Annotated in this window: 22 protein-coding genes; 15 read left to right on the forward strand and 7 right to left on the reverse strand. The window is 69.1% G+C overall.

Features of this window, described 5'->3' with window-relative positions:
* Genes WBG06_RS02140 through WBG06_RS02150 form a run of 3 tightly spaced genes read right to left on the reverse strand, consistent with a single transcriptional unit; the run spans position 1 to position 1,423 of the window.
* Complete coding sequence (locus WBG06_RS02140; protein ID WP_336734672.1) at positions 1 to 258, reverse strand: hypothetical protein; 258 nt, start codon at positions 256 to 258, stop codon at positions 1 to 3.
* Between the two features lie 42 nt (positions 259 to 300).
* Positions 301 to 948 carry a hypothetical protein gene (locus tag WBG06_RS02145; RefSeq protein ID WP_336734675.1) on the reverse strand — a complete coding sequence of 216 codons (648 nt, stop codon included), beginning with the start codon at positions 946 to 948 and terminating at the stop codon, positions 301 to 303.
* The gene (locus tag WBG06_RS02150; RefSeq protein ID WP_336734677.1) at positions 938 to 1,423 is read right to left on the reverse strand and encodes a pyridoxamine 5'-phosphate oxidase family protein; all 486 of its coding nucleotides are present in this window, start codon (positions 1,421 to 1,423) and stop codon (positions 938 to 940) included. The genes WBG06_RS02145 and WBG06_RS02150 overlap by 11 nt, the downstream gene beginning before the upstream one ends.
* Positions 1,424 to 1,485: 62 nt before the next feature.
* Between WBG06_RS02150 and WBG06_RS02155 the strand changes: the two genes are divergently transcribed.
* The 3 genes from WBG06_RS02155 to WBG06_RS02165 are packed head-to-tail and all read left to right on the forward strand — an operon-like array spanning position 1,486 to position 3,149.
* Complete coding sequence (locus WBG06_RS02155; RefSeq protein WP_336734679.1) at positions 1,486 to 1,782, forward strand: DUF1905 domain-containing protein; 297 nt, start codon at positions 1,486 to 1,488, stop codon at positions 1,780 to 1,782.
* A gap of 47 nt (positions 1,783 to 1,829) precedes the next feature.
* On the forward strand, positions 1,830 to 2,750 hold the full coding sequence (locus WBG06_RS02160) for an aminoglycoside phosphotransferase family protein (RefSeq protein ID WP_336734681.1): 921 nt from the start codon (positions 1,830 to 1,832) through the stop codon (positions 2,748 to 2,750).
* A 36-nt stretch (positions 2,751 to 2,786) separates the two neighbouring features.
* Positions 2,787 to 3,149 (forward strand): hypothetical protein, encoded by a 363-nt coding sequence (locus WBG06_RS02165; protein WP_336734683.1) that lies wholly within the window; start codon positions 2,787 to 2,789, stop codon positions 3,147 to 3,149.
* Between the two features lie 158 nt (positions 3,150 to 3,307).
* On the opposite strand, the gene WBG06_RS02170 is transcribed toward WBG06_RS02165, so the two are convergent.
* Positions 3,308 to 3,931 carry a TetR/AcrR family transcriptional regulator gene (locus WBG06_RS02170; protein WP_336734684.1) on the reverse strand — a complete coding sequence of 208 codons (624 nt, stop codon included), beginning with the start codon at positions 3,929 to 3,931 and terminating at the stop codon, positions 3,308 to 3,310.
* A gap of 200 nt (positions 3,932 to 4,131) precedes the next feature.
* Here WBG06_RS02170 and WBG06_RS02175 point away from each other — a divergent pair, with 200 nt between their 5' ends.
* The 6 genes from WBG06_RS02175 to WBG06_RS02200 all read left to right on the forward strand — a co-directional run bounded on the left by WBG06_RS02175 (position 4,132) and on the right by WBG06_RS02200 (position 8,061).
* Positions 4,132 to 5,145 (forward strand): TIGR01777 family oxidoreductase, encoded by a 1,014-nt coding sequence (locus WBG06_RS02175; RefSeq protein ID WP_336734686.1) that lies wholly within the window; start codon positions 4,132 to 4,134, stop codon positions 5,143 to 5,145.
* A 4-nt stretch (positions 5,146 to 5,149) separates the two neighbouring features.
* The gene (locus tag WBG06_RS02180; protein WP_336734688.1) at positions 5,150 to 5,446 is read left to right on the forward strand and encodes a DUF2087 domain-containing protein; all 297 of its coding nucleotides are present in this window, start codon (positions 5,150 to 5,152) and stop codon (positions 5,444 to 5,446) included.
* Between the two features lie 57 nt (positions 5,447 to 5,503).
* Entirely contained in the window at positions 5,504 to 5,887 is a 384-nt protein-coding gene (locus WBG06_RS02185; RefSeq protein WP_336734690.1) for a VOC family protein, read from the forward strand.
* A gap of 38 nt (positions 5,888 to 5,925) precedes the next feature.
* Positions 5,926 to 6,336, forward strand: coding sequence for a hypothetical protein (locus WBG06_RS02190; RefSeq protein ID WP_336734692.1), 411 nt, complete (start codon positions 5,926 to 5,928; stop codon positions 6,334 to 6,336).
* Positions 6,337 to 6,423: 87 nt separating this feature from the next.
* Positions 6,424 to 7,080, forward strand: a complete 657-nt coding sequence (locus WBG06_RS02195) for an exonuclease domain-containing protein (RefSeq protein ID WP_336734694.1) — start codon at positions 6,424 to 6,426, stop codon at positions 7,078 to 7,080.
* Positions 7,081 to 7,203: 123 nt separating this feature from the next.
* A complete protein-coding gene (locus WBG06_RS02200) occupies positions 7,204 to 8,061 on the forward strand; it encodes a L,D-transpeptidase family protein (protein ID WP_336734696.1) in 858 nt (285 codons plus the stop codon).
* A gap of 52 nt (positions 8,062 to 8,113) precedes the next feature.
* Here WBG06_RS02200 and WBG06_RS02205 read toward each other — a convergent pair whose 3' ends face one another.
* On the reverse strand, positions 8,114 to 9,448 hold the full coding sequence (locus tag WBG06_RS02205) for a nucleobase:cation symporter-2 family protein (protein WP_336734698.1): 1,335 nt from the start codon (positions 9,446 to 9,448) through the stop codon (positions 8,114 to 8,116).
* A gap of 195 nt (positions 9,449 to 9,643) precedes the next feature.
* On the opposite strand from WBG06_RS02205, the gene serA reads away from it, so the two are divergent.
* From serA to WBG06_RS02220, 3 genes are read left to right on the forward strand one after another with little or no spacing between them, the layout of a single operon-like run.
* Positions 9,644 to 10,840, forward strand: coding sequence for a phosphoglycerate dehydrogenase (gene serA, locus WBG06_RS02210; RefSeq protein ID WP_336734700.1), 1,197 nt, complete (start codon positions 9,644 to 9,646; stop codon positions 10,838 to 10,840).
* Between the two features lie 25 nt (positions 10,841 to 10,865).
* Positions 10,866 to 11,483, forward strand: coding sequence for an HD domain-containing protein (locus WBG06_RS02215; RefSeq protein ID WP_336734701.1), 618 nt, complete (start codon positions 10,866 to 10,868; stop codon positions 11,481 to 11,483).
* Positions 11,484 to 11,523: 40 nt separating this feature from the next.
* The gene (locus WBG06_RS02220) at positions 11,524 to 12,768 is read left to right on the forward strand and encodes an MFS transporter (protein WP_336734703.1); all 1,245 of its coding nucleotides are present in this window, start codon (positions 11,524 to 11,526) and stop codon (positions 12,766 to 12,768) included.
* A gap of 57 nt (positions 12,769 to 12,825) precedes the next feature.
* On the opposite strand, the gene WBG06_RS02225 is transcribed toward WBG06_RS02220, so the two are convergent.
* A complete protein-coding gene (locus WBG06_RS02225) occupies positions 12,826 to 13,092 on the reverse strand; it encodes a DUF4031 domain-containing protein (RefSeq protein ID WP_336734705.1) in 267 nt (88 codons plus the stop codon).
* A gap of 234 nt (positions 13,093 to 13,326) precedes the next feature.
* Here WBG06_RS02225 and WBG06_RS02230 point away from each other — a divergent pair, with 234 nt between their 5' ends.
* Positions 13,327 to 13,677 carry a hypothetical protein gene (locus WBG06_RS02230; RefSeq protein WP_336734707.1) on the forward strand — a complete coding sequence of 117 codons (351 nt, stop codon included), beginning with the start codon at positions 13,327 to 13,329 and terminating at the stop codon, positions 13,675 to 13,677.
* A gap of 21 nt (positions 13,678 to 13,698) precedes the next feature.
* Here the strand turns inward: WBG06_RS02230 and WBG06_RS02235 are convergent, their stop codons facing one another.
* Positions 13,699 to 14,412 carry a GntR family transcriptional regulator gene (locus WBG06_RS02235; RefSeq protein ID WP_336734709.1) on the reverse strand — a complete coding sequence of 238 codons (714 nt, stop codon included), beginning with the start codon at positions 14,410 to 14,412 and terminating at the stop codon, positions 13,699 to 13,701.
* A gap of 146 nt (positions 14,413 to 14,558) precedes the next feature.
* On the opposite strand from WBG06_RS02235, the gene WBG06_RS02240 reads away from it, so the two are divergent.
* Both WBG06_RS02240 and WBG06_RS02245 read left to right on the forward strand, forming a co-directional pair.
* Positions 14,559 to 15,170 (forward strand): alpha-ketoglutarate-dependent dioxygenase AlkB, encoded by a 612-nt coding sequence (locus WBG06_RS02240; protein ID WP_336734711.1) that lies wholly within the window; start codon positions 14,559 to 14,561, stop codon positions 15,168 to 15,170.
* Positions 15,171 to 15,265: 95 nt separating this feature from the next.
* Positions 15,266 to 16,279, forward strand: a complete 1,014-nt coding sequence (locus WBG06_RS02245; RefSeq protein WP_336734712.1) for an AAA family ATPase — start codon at positions 15,266 to 15,268, stop codon at positions 16,277 to 16,279.
* Positions 16,280 to 16,283 lie beyond the last annotated feature (4 nt).

Here is a 16,283-nt window from a genome sequence, read left to right on the forward strand (position 1 = left end):
TCACCCGAGCGCAGCGACGCGGAGCTGGTGAGGAGGTGGACAGTTCTGCACCCACTGGTCCCTGCACTCCCGGCACAGGAGGTAGGTGTGGGTGCACCGGTCGTCGGGACAGAGCACGGTCACGGCGTACGCCGCCACCTCGCCACAAGGCTCCGCGTCGCTGTCCGGGCTGCCACAGCTGCACTCACAGGCAGGCCGCTCGCCGAACTCCTCCTCGAACCGCTCGATCTCCTCATCGATGGTCGTGCTGATGGTCATGACATCTCCTCCGTCTGGATCGGATGTCGTCCTCACCACCACCTAAGCAGAGACCACCGACATTCCTGCTTCATGGATCGTCGTCTCGAAGGCGAGATCGGGCCGGGAGCCGCCGACCGGGCTGAGGTGCACGACGATGCCGGTCGCCACGTCCAACCCGATGACGTACGCCTCGGGGTAGACCGTCCCCGCGGGCGGCTCCCACCCCGGGGCACCGTCGCCGTACTCGAGCCGGTCGGTGACCCGCGACCACAGCAGCGGGCAACAACCGCAGCGAGGCTCGTACCCCTCACCGGGCACCGCCCTCGCCCACCAGGTCTCCCGCCCCGCTCGCGGCTCCGAGCGCAGGTCGCTCAGCACTACGTCGGCCGAAAGCTCCTCGGGATCGAGCATCGACACGAACACGTAGTTCTGCCACATCGGGTCGTCGATCTCGTGGGTGTGGGCCCGCGGCCGGCTCGCCACGAGGCCGTCGGCGCGTAGGACCGGCTCGGGCACCGGGTCGGTCACCTTCTCGTCGACGGCGCGGTCGCCGCCGGCGTCGCGCACCCGCAGCCGACCGGGCCGGCGCAGCCAGCACTCGACGTCACCGTCCGTCGGCGTACGCCAGGTGAAGTGCGCGGTGGAGAAGCGCCACGGTGACGAGCGGGCGAGGGCGCGGAAGGTGTCCTCGGTCAGCTCAGCTCCCATCCGATCCATCCTCGTCTCCATCCTCGTCTCCGTCCTCGTCCAGCCAGCGGCCGTTCCGCATCAGGTGCCGGTCCTCGAGCTCGTTCTCCTCGCGCCAGGCCTGGACCTTCGTCGGCCGCACGCGGATCAGGCTGTCGGCCCAGCTGCTCGGGTCACCGCCCTGCTTCGCCGCGTAGATCTCGAGCACCTTCTTCGGGGTCTGTGCCATCGGCTCGACCTCGGCGCGACCGTCGACGATCACGACGTCGCGCAGCTCGCCGAGCGCGAGACGGACGACCGGCGAGGCCACGAGGTTGCGCTGCGTACGCGCCCCTCCCATGCTCGCGATCCAGATCTCGCCCTCCCACCACACGAAGGAGATCGGCACCAGCCACGGCTGGTCGTCGTGCGCCGACGCGATCCACAGATCGATGTCGTTCTCCAGACGGGCGCGGGTGTCGGCGAGTCTCTGGTCGAGCGAGCGAGGGGCAGCCATGGCCGCACCCTAGTCGCCGACCGTACGGTCGACCTACGTCTTTCTGGAGGAGGATGGGCCCCATGGAGACCTGGGAGTTCGAGGCCGAGCTGTGGCCGTGGAAGGACGAGACCGACGCCTGGATCTTTGTGACCGCGCCGCCCGAGGTGACCGAGGAGATCCGGGAGGCGTCGATCGCGATCGGCCCGCCCCGAGGCTTCGGTTCGGTCAGGGTCGAGGCCCGGATCGGCGCCACCGTCTGGAGGACCTCGGTCTTCCCGGGCCAGGACGGCTACGCGCTACCGATCAAGAAGGCCGTACGCCGCACGGAGGACCTCCAGGTCGGAGACCGCGCGCTCATCTCGATCACCCTCGTCTGAGCCACGCGGTCGACCACCGAAAACCATGCGCGCCGCGAGACGCCGGCGTGGTTGGCTCGACCACGATGAACGCCGCGATGCACGACGACGAGCTGATGATCGACGACGACCTGGTGAGGTCGCTGCTGAGACGGGACCTCCCCGCGTACGCAGATCTTCCGCTCCACCCGCTGGACTCGACCGGGTCGACCAACCGGCTCTTCTGGCTCGGCACGGAGCATCTCGTACGTCTTCCCCGCCAGCCCGGCGGTTCAGCCGCCATCACGCAGGAGGCCCGTTGGCTCCCCGAGCTCGCGGCCAACCTGCCGGTGGCGACTCCCGAGGTGCTGACGGTCGGCGAGTCGGGGTTCGGCTATCCCGAACGCTGGAGCGTCGTGCGCTGGCTCGACGGAGACAAGCCGGGCCCCGGCGCCGGTGACGTGACCGCTGCGGACCTGGCGGCCGTCGTGGCAGGGCTCCGCCGGTCGAAGGTCCCCCAGGAAGCGCTCGCCGACCCCGAGCTTCGGTGGTATCGCGGCAGACCGATCACCGACTTCGCCGCCGACTTCCAGTCGTGCATGCAGCAGTGTCGCGAGCTCGCCGAGCTCGACCTGGACCTGGATGCGGTCGCGAGCCTCTGGGACCAGGCCATGACCCTGCCACCCGTCGAGCCCGAGCAGCACTGGCTCCACGGCGACCTGCTCGCCGAGAACCTGCTCGCCCACGACGGTCGGCTCGTCGCCGTGCTCGACTTCGGTGCGCTCTCCGTCGGCGACCCGACCGTCGACCTGATCTGCGCCTGGGAGCTGCTCGATGCCCCTGGTCGTGACGAGTTCCGCCGGCTCCTCGGCCTCGACGACGCCACCTGGCTCCGCGCACGTGCTTGGGCGCTGTTCATCGCCGTCATGACGTTTCCGTACTACTGGAAGACGATGCCGGTACGTTGCGCCGATCGGCTGGTGATGGCTCGCGCGGTGCTGAATGGGTGACTGTGGCTGGGCGGCGCGCTCACCGTTGATGCCAGCATGCCCACTGACAGCTTCCGTTCGACCGAAGGGCTGAGCGTGCCCGAACGACCTGAGATCGTCTGCATCTGTGGCTCCATGCAGTTCGTGGAGGAGATGCGTGCGGAGAACCGTGCTCTGACCTTCGCCGGCGTCATTGTCCTCGCGCCCGGCGAAGCGGGCGAAGCAAGCGCGGAGATCACCGAGGAGCAGAAGGCCACGCTGGACGCCCTCCATCTGCGGAAGATCGACCTGGCCGACCGGGTTCTGGTCGTCAACCCGGGTGGCTACATCGGGGATTCCACGAGCAGGGAGATCGCCTATGCCCGCGCCACCGGCACGCCGGTCTCGTTCACGGATCCCGGCCCGGACGAGTCGCGCTAGTGGCGCGTCCCGGAATATCCTGGGCGCTTCGCGCCGCCATGGCACGCCCCTGGCTGCGTTGGCGCCGCTCGGAAGACGCCGGTATGACTTCGCGACGCCGCCTTGCCATGCACACACCCTGACGACGCCAAACGTTCAGGAACTTCCGCGACACACCACTAGCCGCGGCCCTTGAGCCGGGAGCGGAGGACGAGCCGGGACGCGGGGCCGAGGTCTTCGATGACCTCGACGAGCGCGCCGAGCTGTTCCAGGGAGGTGAAGGCCGAGTCGGCGCCGGGGCGGTCGACGCCGTCATACATGAGCAGGCCGATGAATGCTGCGCTGATCGCGCGCGAGAGGCCGGGGGCGTCGACGACGTCCTCGACCGGGCTTCCCTCCAACGCACGTGCGACCGCGGCCTCGATCTCGCCGTTCCACCGGTCCAGCGCGTAGCGGGCCGTCTCCGCCAGGGTCTGGTCGCGTTGCGCGCCGGCCAGGAGCTGCGCCATCACCGTGATGTTGCCTGCGGCTCGCTCGCGCTCGTGAAGGCCTCGACCGAGGTCCAGCAGCTCGCTCAGCGAGGTCACCTGAGCGAACTCGTCTCGGTAGGACTCCGCTGCCTCGTCCGTCGCCGCCCGACAGGCCTGATCGACGAGATCCGTGACGGTGCCGAAGTGGTAGAAGACCAAAGCCTGGTTGACGTCCGCCCGGGTCGCGATCGCCCGCGCCGAGAGCCCCGCGATCCCGTCCTCCTTGAGCAGGTCGGTCACCGCCAGCATCAGCTTGGCCTTGGTGGGGTTCATGTCGCAGGGGGCTCCTCGGCGATGAGCTGGTTGAAGACGATCAGCACGGAGCCGAGTATGCCCCCACAGGCGAGTCCCATCAGCACGGACATGGCAGCGCAATCCGCCCGCGCTGCCTTCCCGCCTACTTGAGCGATTGCTCAAATTCAAGGGTGCGCAGGTCTTGAGCGATCGCTCAAATCAGCCGTAAGGTCAATCCCATGAAGATCGTGATACCGGGCGGGACCGGCCAGGTCGGAGGCATCCTTCGGCGCGCTTGGAGCGCGCGAGGGCATGAGGTCGTGGTGCTCTCCCGACACGCTGAACAGCTCGAGGACGGCGTACGTCACGTCCGGTGGGACGGCCGGACGATCGGTCCGTGGGCCGACGAGATCGACGGAGCGGACGTGGTGGTGAACCTCGCGGGCCGGTCGGTCAGCTGTCGCTACACCGAGGCCAACCTGAAGCAGATGATGGACTCGCGGGTCGAGTCGACCGAGGTCGTCGGCGCGGCGATCGCGAAGGCGTCGGCTGCCCCGGCCACCTGGCTGCAGATGAGTACCGCGACGATCTACGCCCACCGCTTCGATGCCGCCAACGACGAGGCGACCGGCGTCATCGGCGGCGACGAGCCCGACGTCCCCGCCTACTGGGAGTTCTCCACCCGGATCGCCAGGCGATGGGAGGCCGCGCAGGCAGCAGCCGAGACACCTCGCACCCGCAAGGTCGCCCTCCGCGCCGCCATGGTGATGAGCCCTGACAAGGGCGGTGTCTTCGACGTACTCCTCACCATGACCCGACTCGGTCTCGGTGGCCCCGTCGCCGGCGGCGACCAGTTCGTGTCCTGGATCCACGAGCAGGATCTCGTACGTGCCTGCGATCTGCTCATCGAGCGCGACGACATCGCCGGGCCGGTGAACCTGGCGGCACCGGCACCGGTCCCCCAGCGTGAGCTGATGCGCGTGCTGCGGACGGCGGCCGGGGTGCCGATCGGGCTGCCCGCCACCCGCTGGATGGCGGAGGTCGGAGCGTGGGTGCTGCGTACGGACACCGAGCTGCTTCTCAAGAGCCGTCGTGTCGTCCCGACGCGGCTGCGGGAGGCGGGCTTCGAGTTCGACTACGCCGACTGGAGCTCCGCCGCCCACGACCTCGTCGCCCGCGCGCGGCTCGTAACGCACGGCCGCGGGACCGGCAGACAAACCAGTCGCATCCCCCGGCCGGATCAGCCACGATGAAGAGGTGACCCGCGCGACCTGGCAGCCCCGGCCCGACGATGCCGAGACCCTGAGACGGTTCTTCGGCAAGGACGGGCGGCTGCTCACGATCCCGTCGAAGCACGTCAAAAAGCTGGTCGTGCTCAACCAGCTGGCGCAGTCCTTCGAGCTCGGCCACGTCTACCCCGAGCGCGAGGTCAACGAGATCCTCAGCCGGTTCCACGACGATGTCGCCGCGCTGCGTCGCTACCTCTACGAGGAGGGGTTCATGATGCGCGAGGGCGGCTACTACTGGCGCGACGGCGGCAGCGTCGACATCTGAGCCGGCCCTGCCGATAACCCGTTGCGGACGATGTACGCCGGCAGCTAGGACTGCCCCATGACATCAGCGATCCACTCCATCACCTTCGACTGTCACGACCAGGAGAAGGTCGGGCAGTTCTGGGCCGAGGCGATGGGCCTCGTGGACGACCCGAGCGACCCCAACAGCCCCGGTGACCCGATGTGGCACCTGATGACGCCGGACGGTTCGACGCATCTGCTGTTCATCCCGGTGCCCGAGTCGAAGACGGTCAAGAACCGGGTGCATCTCGACCTGTGGCCGACCGACCGCACCCGCGACGAGGAGGTCGAGCGGCTGCTCGGTCTCGGCGCGACCATCGTGGCCGACCACCGCGATCCGGACGGCACCGGCTTCGTCCACATGAACGACATCGAGGGCAACGACTTCTGCGTCGTACGCAGCAAGGCCGAGCGCGGCTGAGCACGCGTCGTCGGGGCGGATCGTGCATGATTCGCCCCATGACGATGCCGGACCACTCGGGACAGCCAGCGCCCGGACAGCCGCCCGTGGGGTGGATCGACCTGACCATCCAGGGCAGCCACCTGACCTCGAACATGATCGTGCCGACGGTGCTGCTCAACGGGCACCAGATGCCGACGCAGTACGGTCGCAACGTGTTCCCGGTGCCTCCCGGGCAGTGGAACGTCGACATGTACACCCAGTGGACCTGGAAGTTCGGCCGGGCATCGCTGAGCTTCGATGTCGCCGAGGGCCAGACGGTCCCGGTCTACTACGCCGCACCGGCCACGACGTTCCAAAAGGGCGCGATCGGGCACGTCAAGCAGAAGAAGCCCGGCGTGCTCGCACTGGTGGCCGTCTTGGTCGCGCTGGTGGTCGTCATCGGCGGCATCGTGGCCCTGACGATCTGACGAGGCGATCCGGGGAGGCGATCCGACGGGGCGGTGCACCGCCGACCCCGGCACGACCTGTCGGTGCTCACCGATAGCGTCAGCACTGTGACCACCACCGAATCACGCGGCCGAGGCCAAGCCCAGGGCAACCCACGGGGCTACGCGGTCCTCGACGTCGAGACGACCGGGCTCGACCCCTACCGCGACCGCGTGATCCAGGTGGCGATCCGTCAGATCGCCGCCGACGGCACCGAGGAGTCGGAGTGGGAGACCCTGGTCAACCCCGGCGCCGGCGTCGACCCCGGCCCGGTCGAGGTCCACGGGCTGACCAGCGCCGACCTCGCCGGCGCCCCGTTCTTCCGGGACGTCGCCGCCACGATCGCCCAGCGTCTCGCGGGCCGCGTCTTCGTGGCGCACAATGCCGCCTTCGACTGGACGTTCGTGGCCGTGGAGTCGGACCGTGCCGGCGTACGGCTCGAGGTCGTGGACTGGCTGTGCACGATGCGGTTCGCGAAGGCGCTCGCGCTGGACGTGCCCGACAAGTCGCTGGCCACGATCGCCACCTACTACGCGGTCGAGCAGCTGAAGGCGCACGACGCGGGTGACGACACCCGGGTGGCCGCGGAGATCCTGCTTCGCGAGCTGGCGGACGCCGAACGGGTCGGTGTGGCGCTGCCCCTGGTGGTGTGCAACAGCGTGCGCCACCGGCTGAAGCGGACCCTGCGCCGCTGGATCAGTATCCTCCCGCGCCCTCGTCGCTGAGGGACCATGCCGCCATCCGGGACATTTCTGACCGAAATGCAACCGAGGAGCCCCGTTCAGACATCAGTAGGTCATCGGCCCGATTTAACCTGAAGGGCCATGGTCCGGAGCGAGGCGATGAAGATGAACTCACGGGGAATGATCGCAGCGGCGCTTGCCGCCCTGCTGACGACCACGATCGCGGCATGCGCCACGGAACCGGCCGCCGCACCGGCCACTCCACCCGCCCCCGAGACGACGGCCTCGCCGGCCGCGGCCTCCACCAGCCCCTCACCGAGCACGGCCCCGACACCGACCCCCAGCGCCAAGCCGAAGCCCAAGCCGAAGCCGTCCCCGACCTCCGGCCCGCGGTTGTTCGGCAACGGCGACAGCGGCGACGACGTACGTGACCTGCAGGCGCGCCTGAAGCAGATCGGCTGGTTCAACGCCGGCGTGACCGGGTTCTACGGCAACGTCACCACCGAGGCCGTCACCGGCTTCCAGGGCAAGCGCGGGATCGCGGTCACCGGCTTCGTGGACCAGACCACCCTCGACCGGTTGTATGCGATGACCCGCGAGCCGACCGAGGCCGAGCTGACCAACGCCCCGCCTCCGGTCCCGGAGGGCAAGCTCGACCCGCGCTGTCTGACGGGTCGGGTGATGTGCATCGACAAGTCCACCTCGATGCTGCGCTGGGTCATCGGTGGCACCGTTCAGAAGAGCGTCGAGGTGCGGTTCGGCTCGCAGGAGCTACCCACCCGCGAGGGCCAGTTCTCGGTGTTCTCCAAGAGCCGCGACCACGTCTCCTCGATCTACAAGACCCCGATGCCGTTCGCGATGTTCTTCTCCGGTGGTCAGGCGGTCCACTACTCCCCTGACTTCGCCGCCAACGGTTACAACGGCGCCTCCCACGGCTGCGTGAACGTGCGCGACCATGCCGCCATCACCTCGCTCTACGACCAGGTGAACATCGGCGACAGGGTCGTCATCTACTGGTCCTGAGGCTGGTCCTGGGGCTGCTCCCGCGGTGCCCGCCTGCCGTTGAGGAGCAGGTTCAGCGCGATCGCGGTGATCGCCCCGGCGGAGATCCCCGAGTGGAAGATCGTCTGGAACCAGTCGGGGAAGCGTGCGTAGAGGTCGAGGACGACGTTGGTCCCGTCGGCGGCGTACGGGATTTGGCCTCGGTGAGCATCGCGACACCGAGCGAGATGGCGACGACGAGGATGTTGGCGTTGTCGAGACTCACCTTCGACAAGGTGCGGATGCCCGTCGCCGCCACCATGCCGAACAGCGCGATCCCGGCGCCGCCGAGCACCGGTTGAGGTACGCCCTCGACGACCGCGGCAAGCTTCGGCACCAGGCCGAGACCGACGAGGATCACGCCCGCACAGGTGGCGACGTGGCGGGAGCGCACACCGGTGATCGCGACGAGCCCCACGTTCTGCGCGAAAGCGGTGTAGGGGAAGGTGTTCATGATCCCACCGAGGAGCGTGCCGGCACCGTCGGCCCGAAGCCCGTCGGCGAGGCCGCGCGGGGTCACCGGCCGATCCACGATCTCGCCGACCGCGATCATGTCCCCGGTGGTCTCCGTCATCACGACGATGGCGACGATGATCATCGCGATCACCGCGGAGATCTCGAAGGTCGGCATCCCGAACTGGAACGGCGTGACCACGCCGACCCAGTCCGCTGAAGCGACACCGGACCAGTCGGTCATCCCAAGCGGGATGGCGACCAGGGTGCCGATGACCAGCGCGCACAGCACCGAGACCCGGCGGATCGCCAACGGTGCGAACCGTTCCAGCAGCACCACGATCAGCAGGGTCCCGAACGCCATCGCGATCGCCTTGGGTGCCCCGAAGTCGGGACCGAGCGCGGTGCCACCGCCGAACCAGCCGGCCGCGACCCGCATCAGCGAGACCCCGATGATGAGGATGATCGTGCCGGTCACCAGCGGCGGGAAGAACCTGATCAGCCTGCCGAAGAACGGCGCGACCAGGATCATGAAGACGCCCGAGGCGATCACCGAGCCATAGATCGCGGTGATCCCGTGCGCGGTCCCGATCGAGATCATCGGCCCCACGGCGGCGAAGGTCACGCCCTGCATCAGCGGGAGACGTACGCCGAAGGGCCCGACACCCACGGCCTGCAGGATCGTCGCGATGCCGGCGACCAGGAGGTCGGCCATGATCAGGTGGACGATGTCACCCCGCTCGAGCTGACCGGCACCGACCATGGCGCCACCGACGATCAGCGGCACGGCCACCGCGCCGGCGTACATCGCCAGCACATGCTGGAGGCCGAGCGGCACGAGCTGCGCCAGCGGCGGTACGTCATCGACCGGATGAGTTCCCTTCCTGCCGGTCCGGAACGTGTCGATGAGGGTCATACCGCCTCCTTGGGCGCCGGCACCGTCACCGGCTCGTGGGGACCATCAGGATGGCTGTCATCGGTTTCGGGGCTCCGTCGTGCGGATTGCACGACTATTTCAAGGCTGCGACGGATGTTTCAGGCCCCGCTGCTCGCACTGTCCGGCCTTCGGCGACGATTCCGGGCACGTACGCGGACGGCCTACCCTTGAGCCATGAAGGCGCTGCTCCTGGAGAACATCCATCCCGTCGCTGTCGAGAACCTCGAGAAGGCCGGATTCGAGGTCGAGCTGCGCAGCAAGTCGCTCTCCGAGGACGAGCTGGTGGCGGCCCTCCCGGGTGTGACGCTGCTCGGCATCCGGTCCAACACCCACATCACCCCGCGGGTGCTGGACGCAGCCCCCGACCTCAAGGCGATCGGCTGCTTCTGCATCGGCACCAACCAGGTCGACCTGGCCGGAGCCGCCGAGCGCGGCGTGGCCGTCTTCAACGCCCCCTACTCCAACACCCGCTCGGTCGTGGAGCTGGTCATCGGCTACATCATCTCCCTGGCCCGACGGCTGCCGGAGAAGACCGAGAAGATGCACGCCGGCATCTGGGACAAGTCCGCGAAGGGCTCCCACGAGGTCCGCGGCCGCACCCTCGGCATCATCGGCTACGGCAACATCGGCACCCAGCTGTCCAACGTCGCCGAGGCGCTGGGCTTCTACGTCATCTTCTACGACATCGCCGACCGGCTGGCTCACGGCAACGCGCGCCGGATGAAGTCCCTCGACGCGCTCCTGGCCGAGGCCGACGTGGTCTCCATCCACATCGACGGGCGCCCCGGCAACCTCGGCATGTTCGGCGAGGAGCAGTTCGCGAAGATGAAGCCGCGCTCGCTGTTCATCAACGCCGCCCGCGGCTTCCTGGTCGACAACGACGCCCTGCGCAAGCACATCGAGTCCGGTCACATCGCCGGCGCCGCGCTCGACGTCTTCCCGATCGAGCCCAAGGCCCAGGGCGATGCCTTCGAGAGCCCGCTGCAGGGTCTCGACAACGTCATCCTGACTCCGCACGTGGGCGGCTCCACGCAGGAGGCCCAGGAGGAGATCGGCTGGTTCGTCTCCGGCAAGCTGCGGGACTTCGTCCACTCCGGCTCGACCGCGCTGAGCGTCAACCTGCCCGCCGTCCAGCCGCCGCCGCTGGGTGAGGGCGCACGCCTCGCGCTGCTCCACGACAGCGTCCCGGGCGTGCTCGCCGAGCTCAACAACCTGCTCGCATCCGAGGGGGTCAACGTGACCGGCCAATACCTCGCCACCGCCGGCGAGACCGGCTTCGTGGTCACCGACGCGACCGACGTACCCCCGACGACGCTCGAGAAGATCGCGGGCAACCCGCACACGCGGTGGGTGCGTTCCTACCACGCGTGAGCGACATGCCTTAGCGTTCTGGCCCATGGATCTCCCTCGACATTGGCCGCTGCCCGAAGCCGTCGACCTTCTCGATGAGCTTCTGGCGGCGTACGACGAGCCGACCCGGCGCTACCACGACAGCCGACACCTCTCCGAGGTGCTGGACCGGATCGAGGAGCTCCGGGAGGAGGGAGAGCGTTTCGACCCGCTGACGGTCACCTTGGCGGCGTTCTTCCACGACTCCGTCTACGACGGGGAACGGGATGCCGAGGAGCGTTCGGCCAGCTGGGCCGAGGAGGCATTGAGCGCCTATCTGGAGGCGGACACGGTGGCCGAGGTCGCCCGACTGGTGCGGTTGACCGAGACCCACGACCCCGCACCCGACGACCACGGTGGTCGAGTGCTCTCCGATGCCGACCTGGCGATTCTGGCGGCCCCGCCGGAGCGCTACGCCGAGTACGTCGCGACCGTCCGCGAGGAGTACCAGCACCTCTCTGACGAGGAGTTCCGGATCGGCCGCGCCCAGGTCCTGGAGCGGCTGCTGGAGAAGGAATCCCTCTTCTCGACGCCGTTCGCGGCGATCAGCTGGGAGGCCGCCGCACGGGCGAACGTCACGGCCGAGCTGGAGACCCTCACCACATACCTGTCGCCTGATCAATAACAATTCGGTCGATACCCCTCGGGGGTGACAGAATCTCTCGGTGAGCTTCCAGACGTACGCCGACCTGTGGCGGATTCCTGACGTTCGCCGCATTCTCGTGCTGGGTCTGTTCCTCCGGATCCCGATGCCGGCCTCCTCCGTCATCGTGACCCTGCACGTGGTCGGCCCGCTGGACCGCTCCTACGCCGAGGCCGGCCTGGTCTCGACCGTCCTCGCGATCGCGATGGCGATCTCGGCACCCTGGCTCGGTCGGCTCCTCGACCGCATGGGCCTGCGGCGTACGCTCCTGCTGCCGTTGGCCGTCCTTCCCATCGCCTGGTCGATCGCACCCTGGGTCGGCTACCTTCCGCTGCTCGCGCTGGTCGCGGTCGCCGGTCTCTTCACCGTCCCGTCCTTCTCGATCGTCCGGCAGGTGATGCTCCGCTCGGTCGGCCCCGGGCAGCGCACCGCCGCTCTGAGCGCCGACGCGATCATGACCGAGCTCGGCTTCATGGTCGGTCCGGTCATCGGCGTGCTGGGCGCCAGCTACTTCGGCACCGCCGAGGCTTTGCTGCTGATCCAGTGGCTCGGGATCGTGGCCGCCGTAGCGCTGTGGCTGTTCAACCCGAGCATCACCGAGGGCGACCCTGCCGTACCGAGCGATGCCGTCCCGAGCGACACCGCCACCCCCGCCCGCCGCTTCGGGCTGCCGTCGTGGGTCAACCCGGGCGTCACGCTCCTCCTCATCGGCACGTTCACCGCCTCGCTCATCCTCATCGCCGAGGACCTCGGCACCGTGGCCGCGATGCGCGACTTCGACCGGACCGCCCTGCTCGGGATCGTGATGGCGATGTGGGCGCTCGGCTCGCTGCTCGGCGCCCTCATCTACGGCGCCCTCAACAGCCACCCCTCGACCGCGGTGATGCTCGTGCTGCTGGGCGCGACGACGGTGCTCACCGCGTTCGCCTGGGACCCGATCTCCTTCACCGTGCTGCTCCTGCTCAGCGGCTTCTTCTGCGCACCGACCCTCACCGCCGCCCTCGAGGCGATCACCAGCAGCGTCCCCTCGACCGTACGCGGCGAGGTCATGGGCTGGCACGGCTCGTTCATCACCCTCGGCAGCGCCGTCGGCGCCCCCACCGCCGGGTTCGCCATCGACCTGATCGGCTGGCAGGGCGGCTTCGTCCTGGGTGGCGGCCTCGGCCTGCTGATCGCCGGGGCCGTCTGGCTCACCACACGCCGGATGGCCACCCCCGCCGAGGCGTCAGGTACGTCGGCCGAAGCGTCACCCGCGTCGGCCGAGTAGTCACGGGGTGACCGCTCGGTCGACCGACGTGACGTCTCGGCCGACCGGCGTGACGGCTCAGCGGGGTTTGCGGCGGCGCAGGCCGGCGGAGACGAGGGCGGAGACGAGGACCCGGGAGGTGACCTCGACCGCGCCGGCGGCGACCATCTGGTCGTAGGCCTCGGCGGGTACGTCGTAATGGTCCCGGTCGAAGCCGCGGGCCGGGATGCCCATCCGGCTCGCAAAGGCGTGCAGCTCTTCGTAGGAGGTGTCGCTGGCCAGATGCGACCACATCCGTCCGCGGCTGGGGACGTTCGGCGGGTCGATGAGGATCACAGGTTGCATTGTCGGCGATCGCTCCGCAACTCGCGAGCGCTGCATTGTTGGCGATTGCTCCGCAATTCGCGAGCGCTTCCGCTTGACCCTCGTCTTCCTCCGCTCCGCTCGTCGCTACGCTCCTCCCTCCGCTGCGTCCAGACGAGGGGCGCTCCAGCGCTGGACTGTCGGCGATCGCTCCGCAACTCGCGAACGCCCGAATCACTTCTCGGCTCCTTGACCGGTGGGCAAGAATGGTCGGTGATGAACACGACAGTGCTGTTCGAGGCTCGGGCGAGGGTGCTCCATGACCTCGATGCCCGCGGACTCGCCGGCGCGGCCGCCGTCTCCGCGCTCGAGGACGCGATGACCGAGCGCGGCTGGTGGGTGGAGCAGTGGCCGGAGGGCAAGGCCTACGTCGCCGGCCTGGTCGCCCAGGACGTGCAGGACATCCTCTTCGACGGCGAGACCTCCGCGCGCTGGCCGCTGTGCACCTCGTGTCCGCCCGAGTCGCCGGCCCACTCGCTGCACATCACTCCCGACCTGGGAGGCCCCGACCCGATCTGGGTCTGCGAGGAGAGCGGCGACGTGGTCGCACCGCTCGGCGCCCTCTGATCCCTCCGGGAAGGAGGTCGGTCAGGACGGACCGAGCTGCAGGTGCAGCGCGTAGCGGTCGGCGCGGTAGACAGACCGGCACACCTCGACGTAGCGGTCCCCGGCGACCGACTTCCGCTGCCTGCGGAGCACGGGCACGCCGACTGAGAGGCCGAGCAGCGTGGCCTCTTCGATGTTGGCCACGTCGGCACGGAACGTGTCGTCGACCCACGACGGCCGCAGCCGGCGCCGGGCGAGCTCGGCGTAGAGGCTGGTCGGCGTGGTGCGTTCGAGCAGGTCGGGCATGATCGCCTCGTCGAGGTAGACGTCCTCGATGCAGATCGGCACCCCGTCGCCGCGGCGCAGGCGGCGCCAGTGGATGACGGCCGCACCTTCTTCGAGGTCCAGCGAGCCGGCGATGGTGGGGCCGGCCTTCTCCCGGCGGAGCAGCAGCGTCTCGGAGGACGGCTGCATCCCCCGGCGGGCCATCTCTTCGCTGAACCCGAGGACCGGGCTCGCCGCCCGCGGCGGTCGCGCCACGAAGGTCCCCCGGCCCGGGATCCGGACCAGCAGGCCGTCGGCGACGAGCGCATCGAGCGCCTGCCGCACGGTGGCCCGGGCGACGTTGAACTTCTGGACCAGCTCACGTTCGGAAGGGGCGGACGCACCCGGGCTCTCACCGACGACGAGCTCCCGGACGTACTCCCGGATCTGGACGTGCTTGAGCGACCGCTCACCCTCGACCGACCCAACCATGAGCAGAGCGTAGGTGCACGCATTGGGCACCGTCCCCCGTTTCGTCAAGTTGTGACTCGGCAGCGAGATGGGGCAGACCGGACGCAACGAAACCCAGCGACCTCAATCACTAGAACAAGTGTTCGATTCCGAGGTAGAGTGCAGGAGTGGACTTCCAGGGAACACTCTTCGCCCCCACCGACGACGAGACCACCGAGACGACCTACGAGCGGATCCATCTGGACCGCGGAGCCTGGGTGGACGTCGCCCGTGGCTGGCTGCCCGATCCCGACGACGTCTTCGCGGCCTTGGTCCACGACGTCCCGTGGCGCGAGGAACGCCGGCAGATGTACGACCGCGTCGTCGACGTCCCTCGGCTGCTGCACACCTACGGGCAGGGCGACCCGCTCCCCCACCCCCGGCTCGCCGAGGCCCGCGGCCGCCTGACCGCCCATTACCTCCCCGAACTCGGCGAGCCGTTCGTGACCGCAGGCTGCTGCTACTACCGCAACGGCAACGACTCGGTCGCCTGGCACGGCGACAAGATCGGCCGTGGCCGCACCGCCGACACGATGGTCGCGATCGTCTCCGTCGGCGACCCCCGCCGCCTGGCACTACGTCCGCACGGCGGGGGCAAGGGGATGAGTATCGAGATGGGCCACGGCGACCTCGTCGTCATGGGCGGCTCCTGCCAGCGCACCTGGGAGCACGCCATCCCCAAGGTCTCCTCCGCCGGCCCCCGGATCTCGGTCCAGTTCCGCCCCCGCAACGTCTTCTGAGAGCGGTCGCGAGCGTCTTCTCAGGCGGGTCCCAGATACGTTCCGTACGCTGGTAGGAAAGGATGGGACCGACAGCCACGCCTCCTGGAGCCGCCTTGACCACCACCGCAACACCCCTCGCCCCGCCGTCCGCCGAGGAGATCGCCAGGGCGAAGGAGATCGTCGGGCGGGTCAGCACCGCCTTCAGCAGCCGCGTGGTCGGCCAGGAGCGACTCCGGACAGCGCTGCTGATCGCGCTCCTCTCCGAGGGTCACGTCCTGCTCGAGAGCGTCCCCGGGCTGGCGAAGACGCTGGCCGCCTCGACGCTGTCGCAGACGGTCAAGGCCAAGTTCTCCCGGATCCAGTGCACCCCCGACCTGCTGCCGAGCGACATCATCGGCACCCAGGTCTACGACCAGCGCAACCACGAGTTCGAGACCCAGCTCGGCCCGGTGCACGCCAACTTCGTGCTGCTCGACGAGATCAACCGGAGCTCCGCGAAGACCCAGAGCGCCATGCTCGAGGCGATGCAGGAGCGCCAGACCAGCATCGCCGGCCAGATCCATCCGCTGCCGCGCCCGTTCATGGTGCTCGCCACCCAGAACCCGATCGAGGAGGAGGGCACCTACGTCCTCCCGCACGCGCAGATGGACCGGTTCCTGCTCAAGGAGATCGTCAACTACCCGAGCGACGCCGAGGAGCTCGTCGTCCTCGAGCGCATCGAGGCCGGCACGCTCGGCCCCGACCACGAGGAGACGCGCCCGGTCGCCGACCCTGACGACGTGGTCTGGCTCCAGGAGCTGACCAAGCGCGTCTACGTCGACCCGGCGATCAAGCGCTACATCGTGGCCCTCGTCCAGGCCACCCGCAACGCCCGTCAGCTGCTCGGGCCGGAGACGGGCTCCTACGTCGAGATCGGCGCGTCCCCGCGCGCCTCGATCGCGTTCCTGCAGGCCTCCCGCGCGGCCGCACTGCTGCTCGGCCGCTCCTACGTCACCCCGGAGGACGTGCGCGAGCTGCGCCACAGCATCCTGCGCCACCGGCTGCACCTCAGCTTCGAGGCGCTGGCCGAGAAGGTCCAGCCCGAGATGCTGGTCGACGCGCTGGTCCGCGCGGTCCCGAGCCCCTGACCCC

Source organism: Nocardioides sp. CCNWLW239 (genome assembly GCF_037137035.1).
Classification (GTDB): domain Bacteria; phylum Actinomycetota; class Actinomycetes; order Propionibacteriales; family Nocardioidaceae; genus Nocardioides.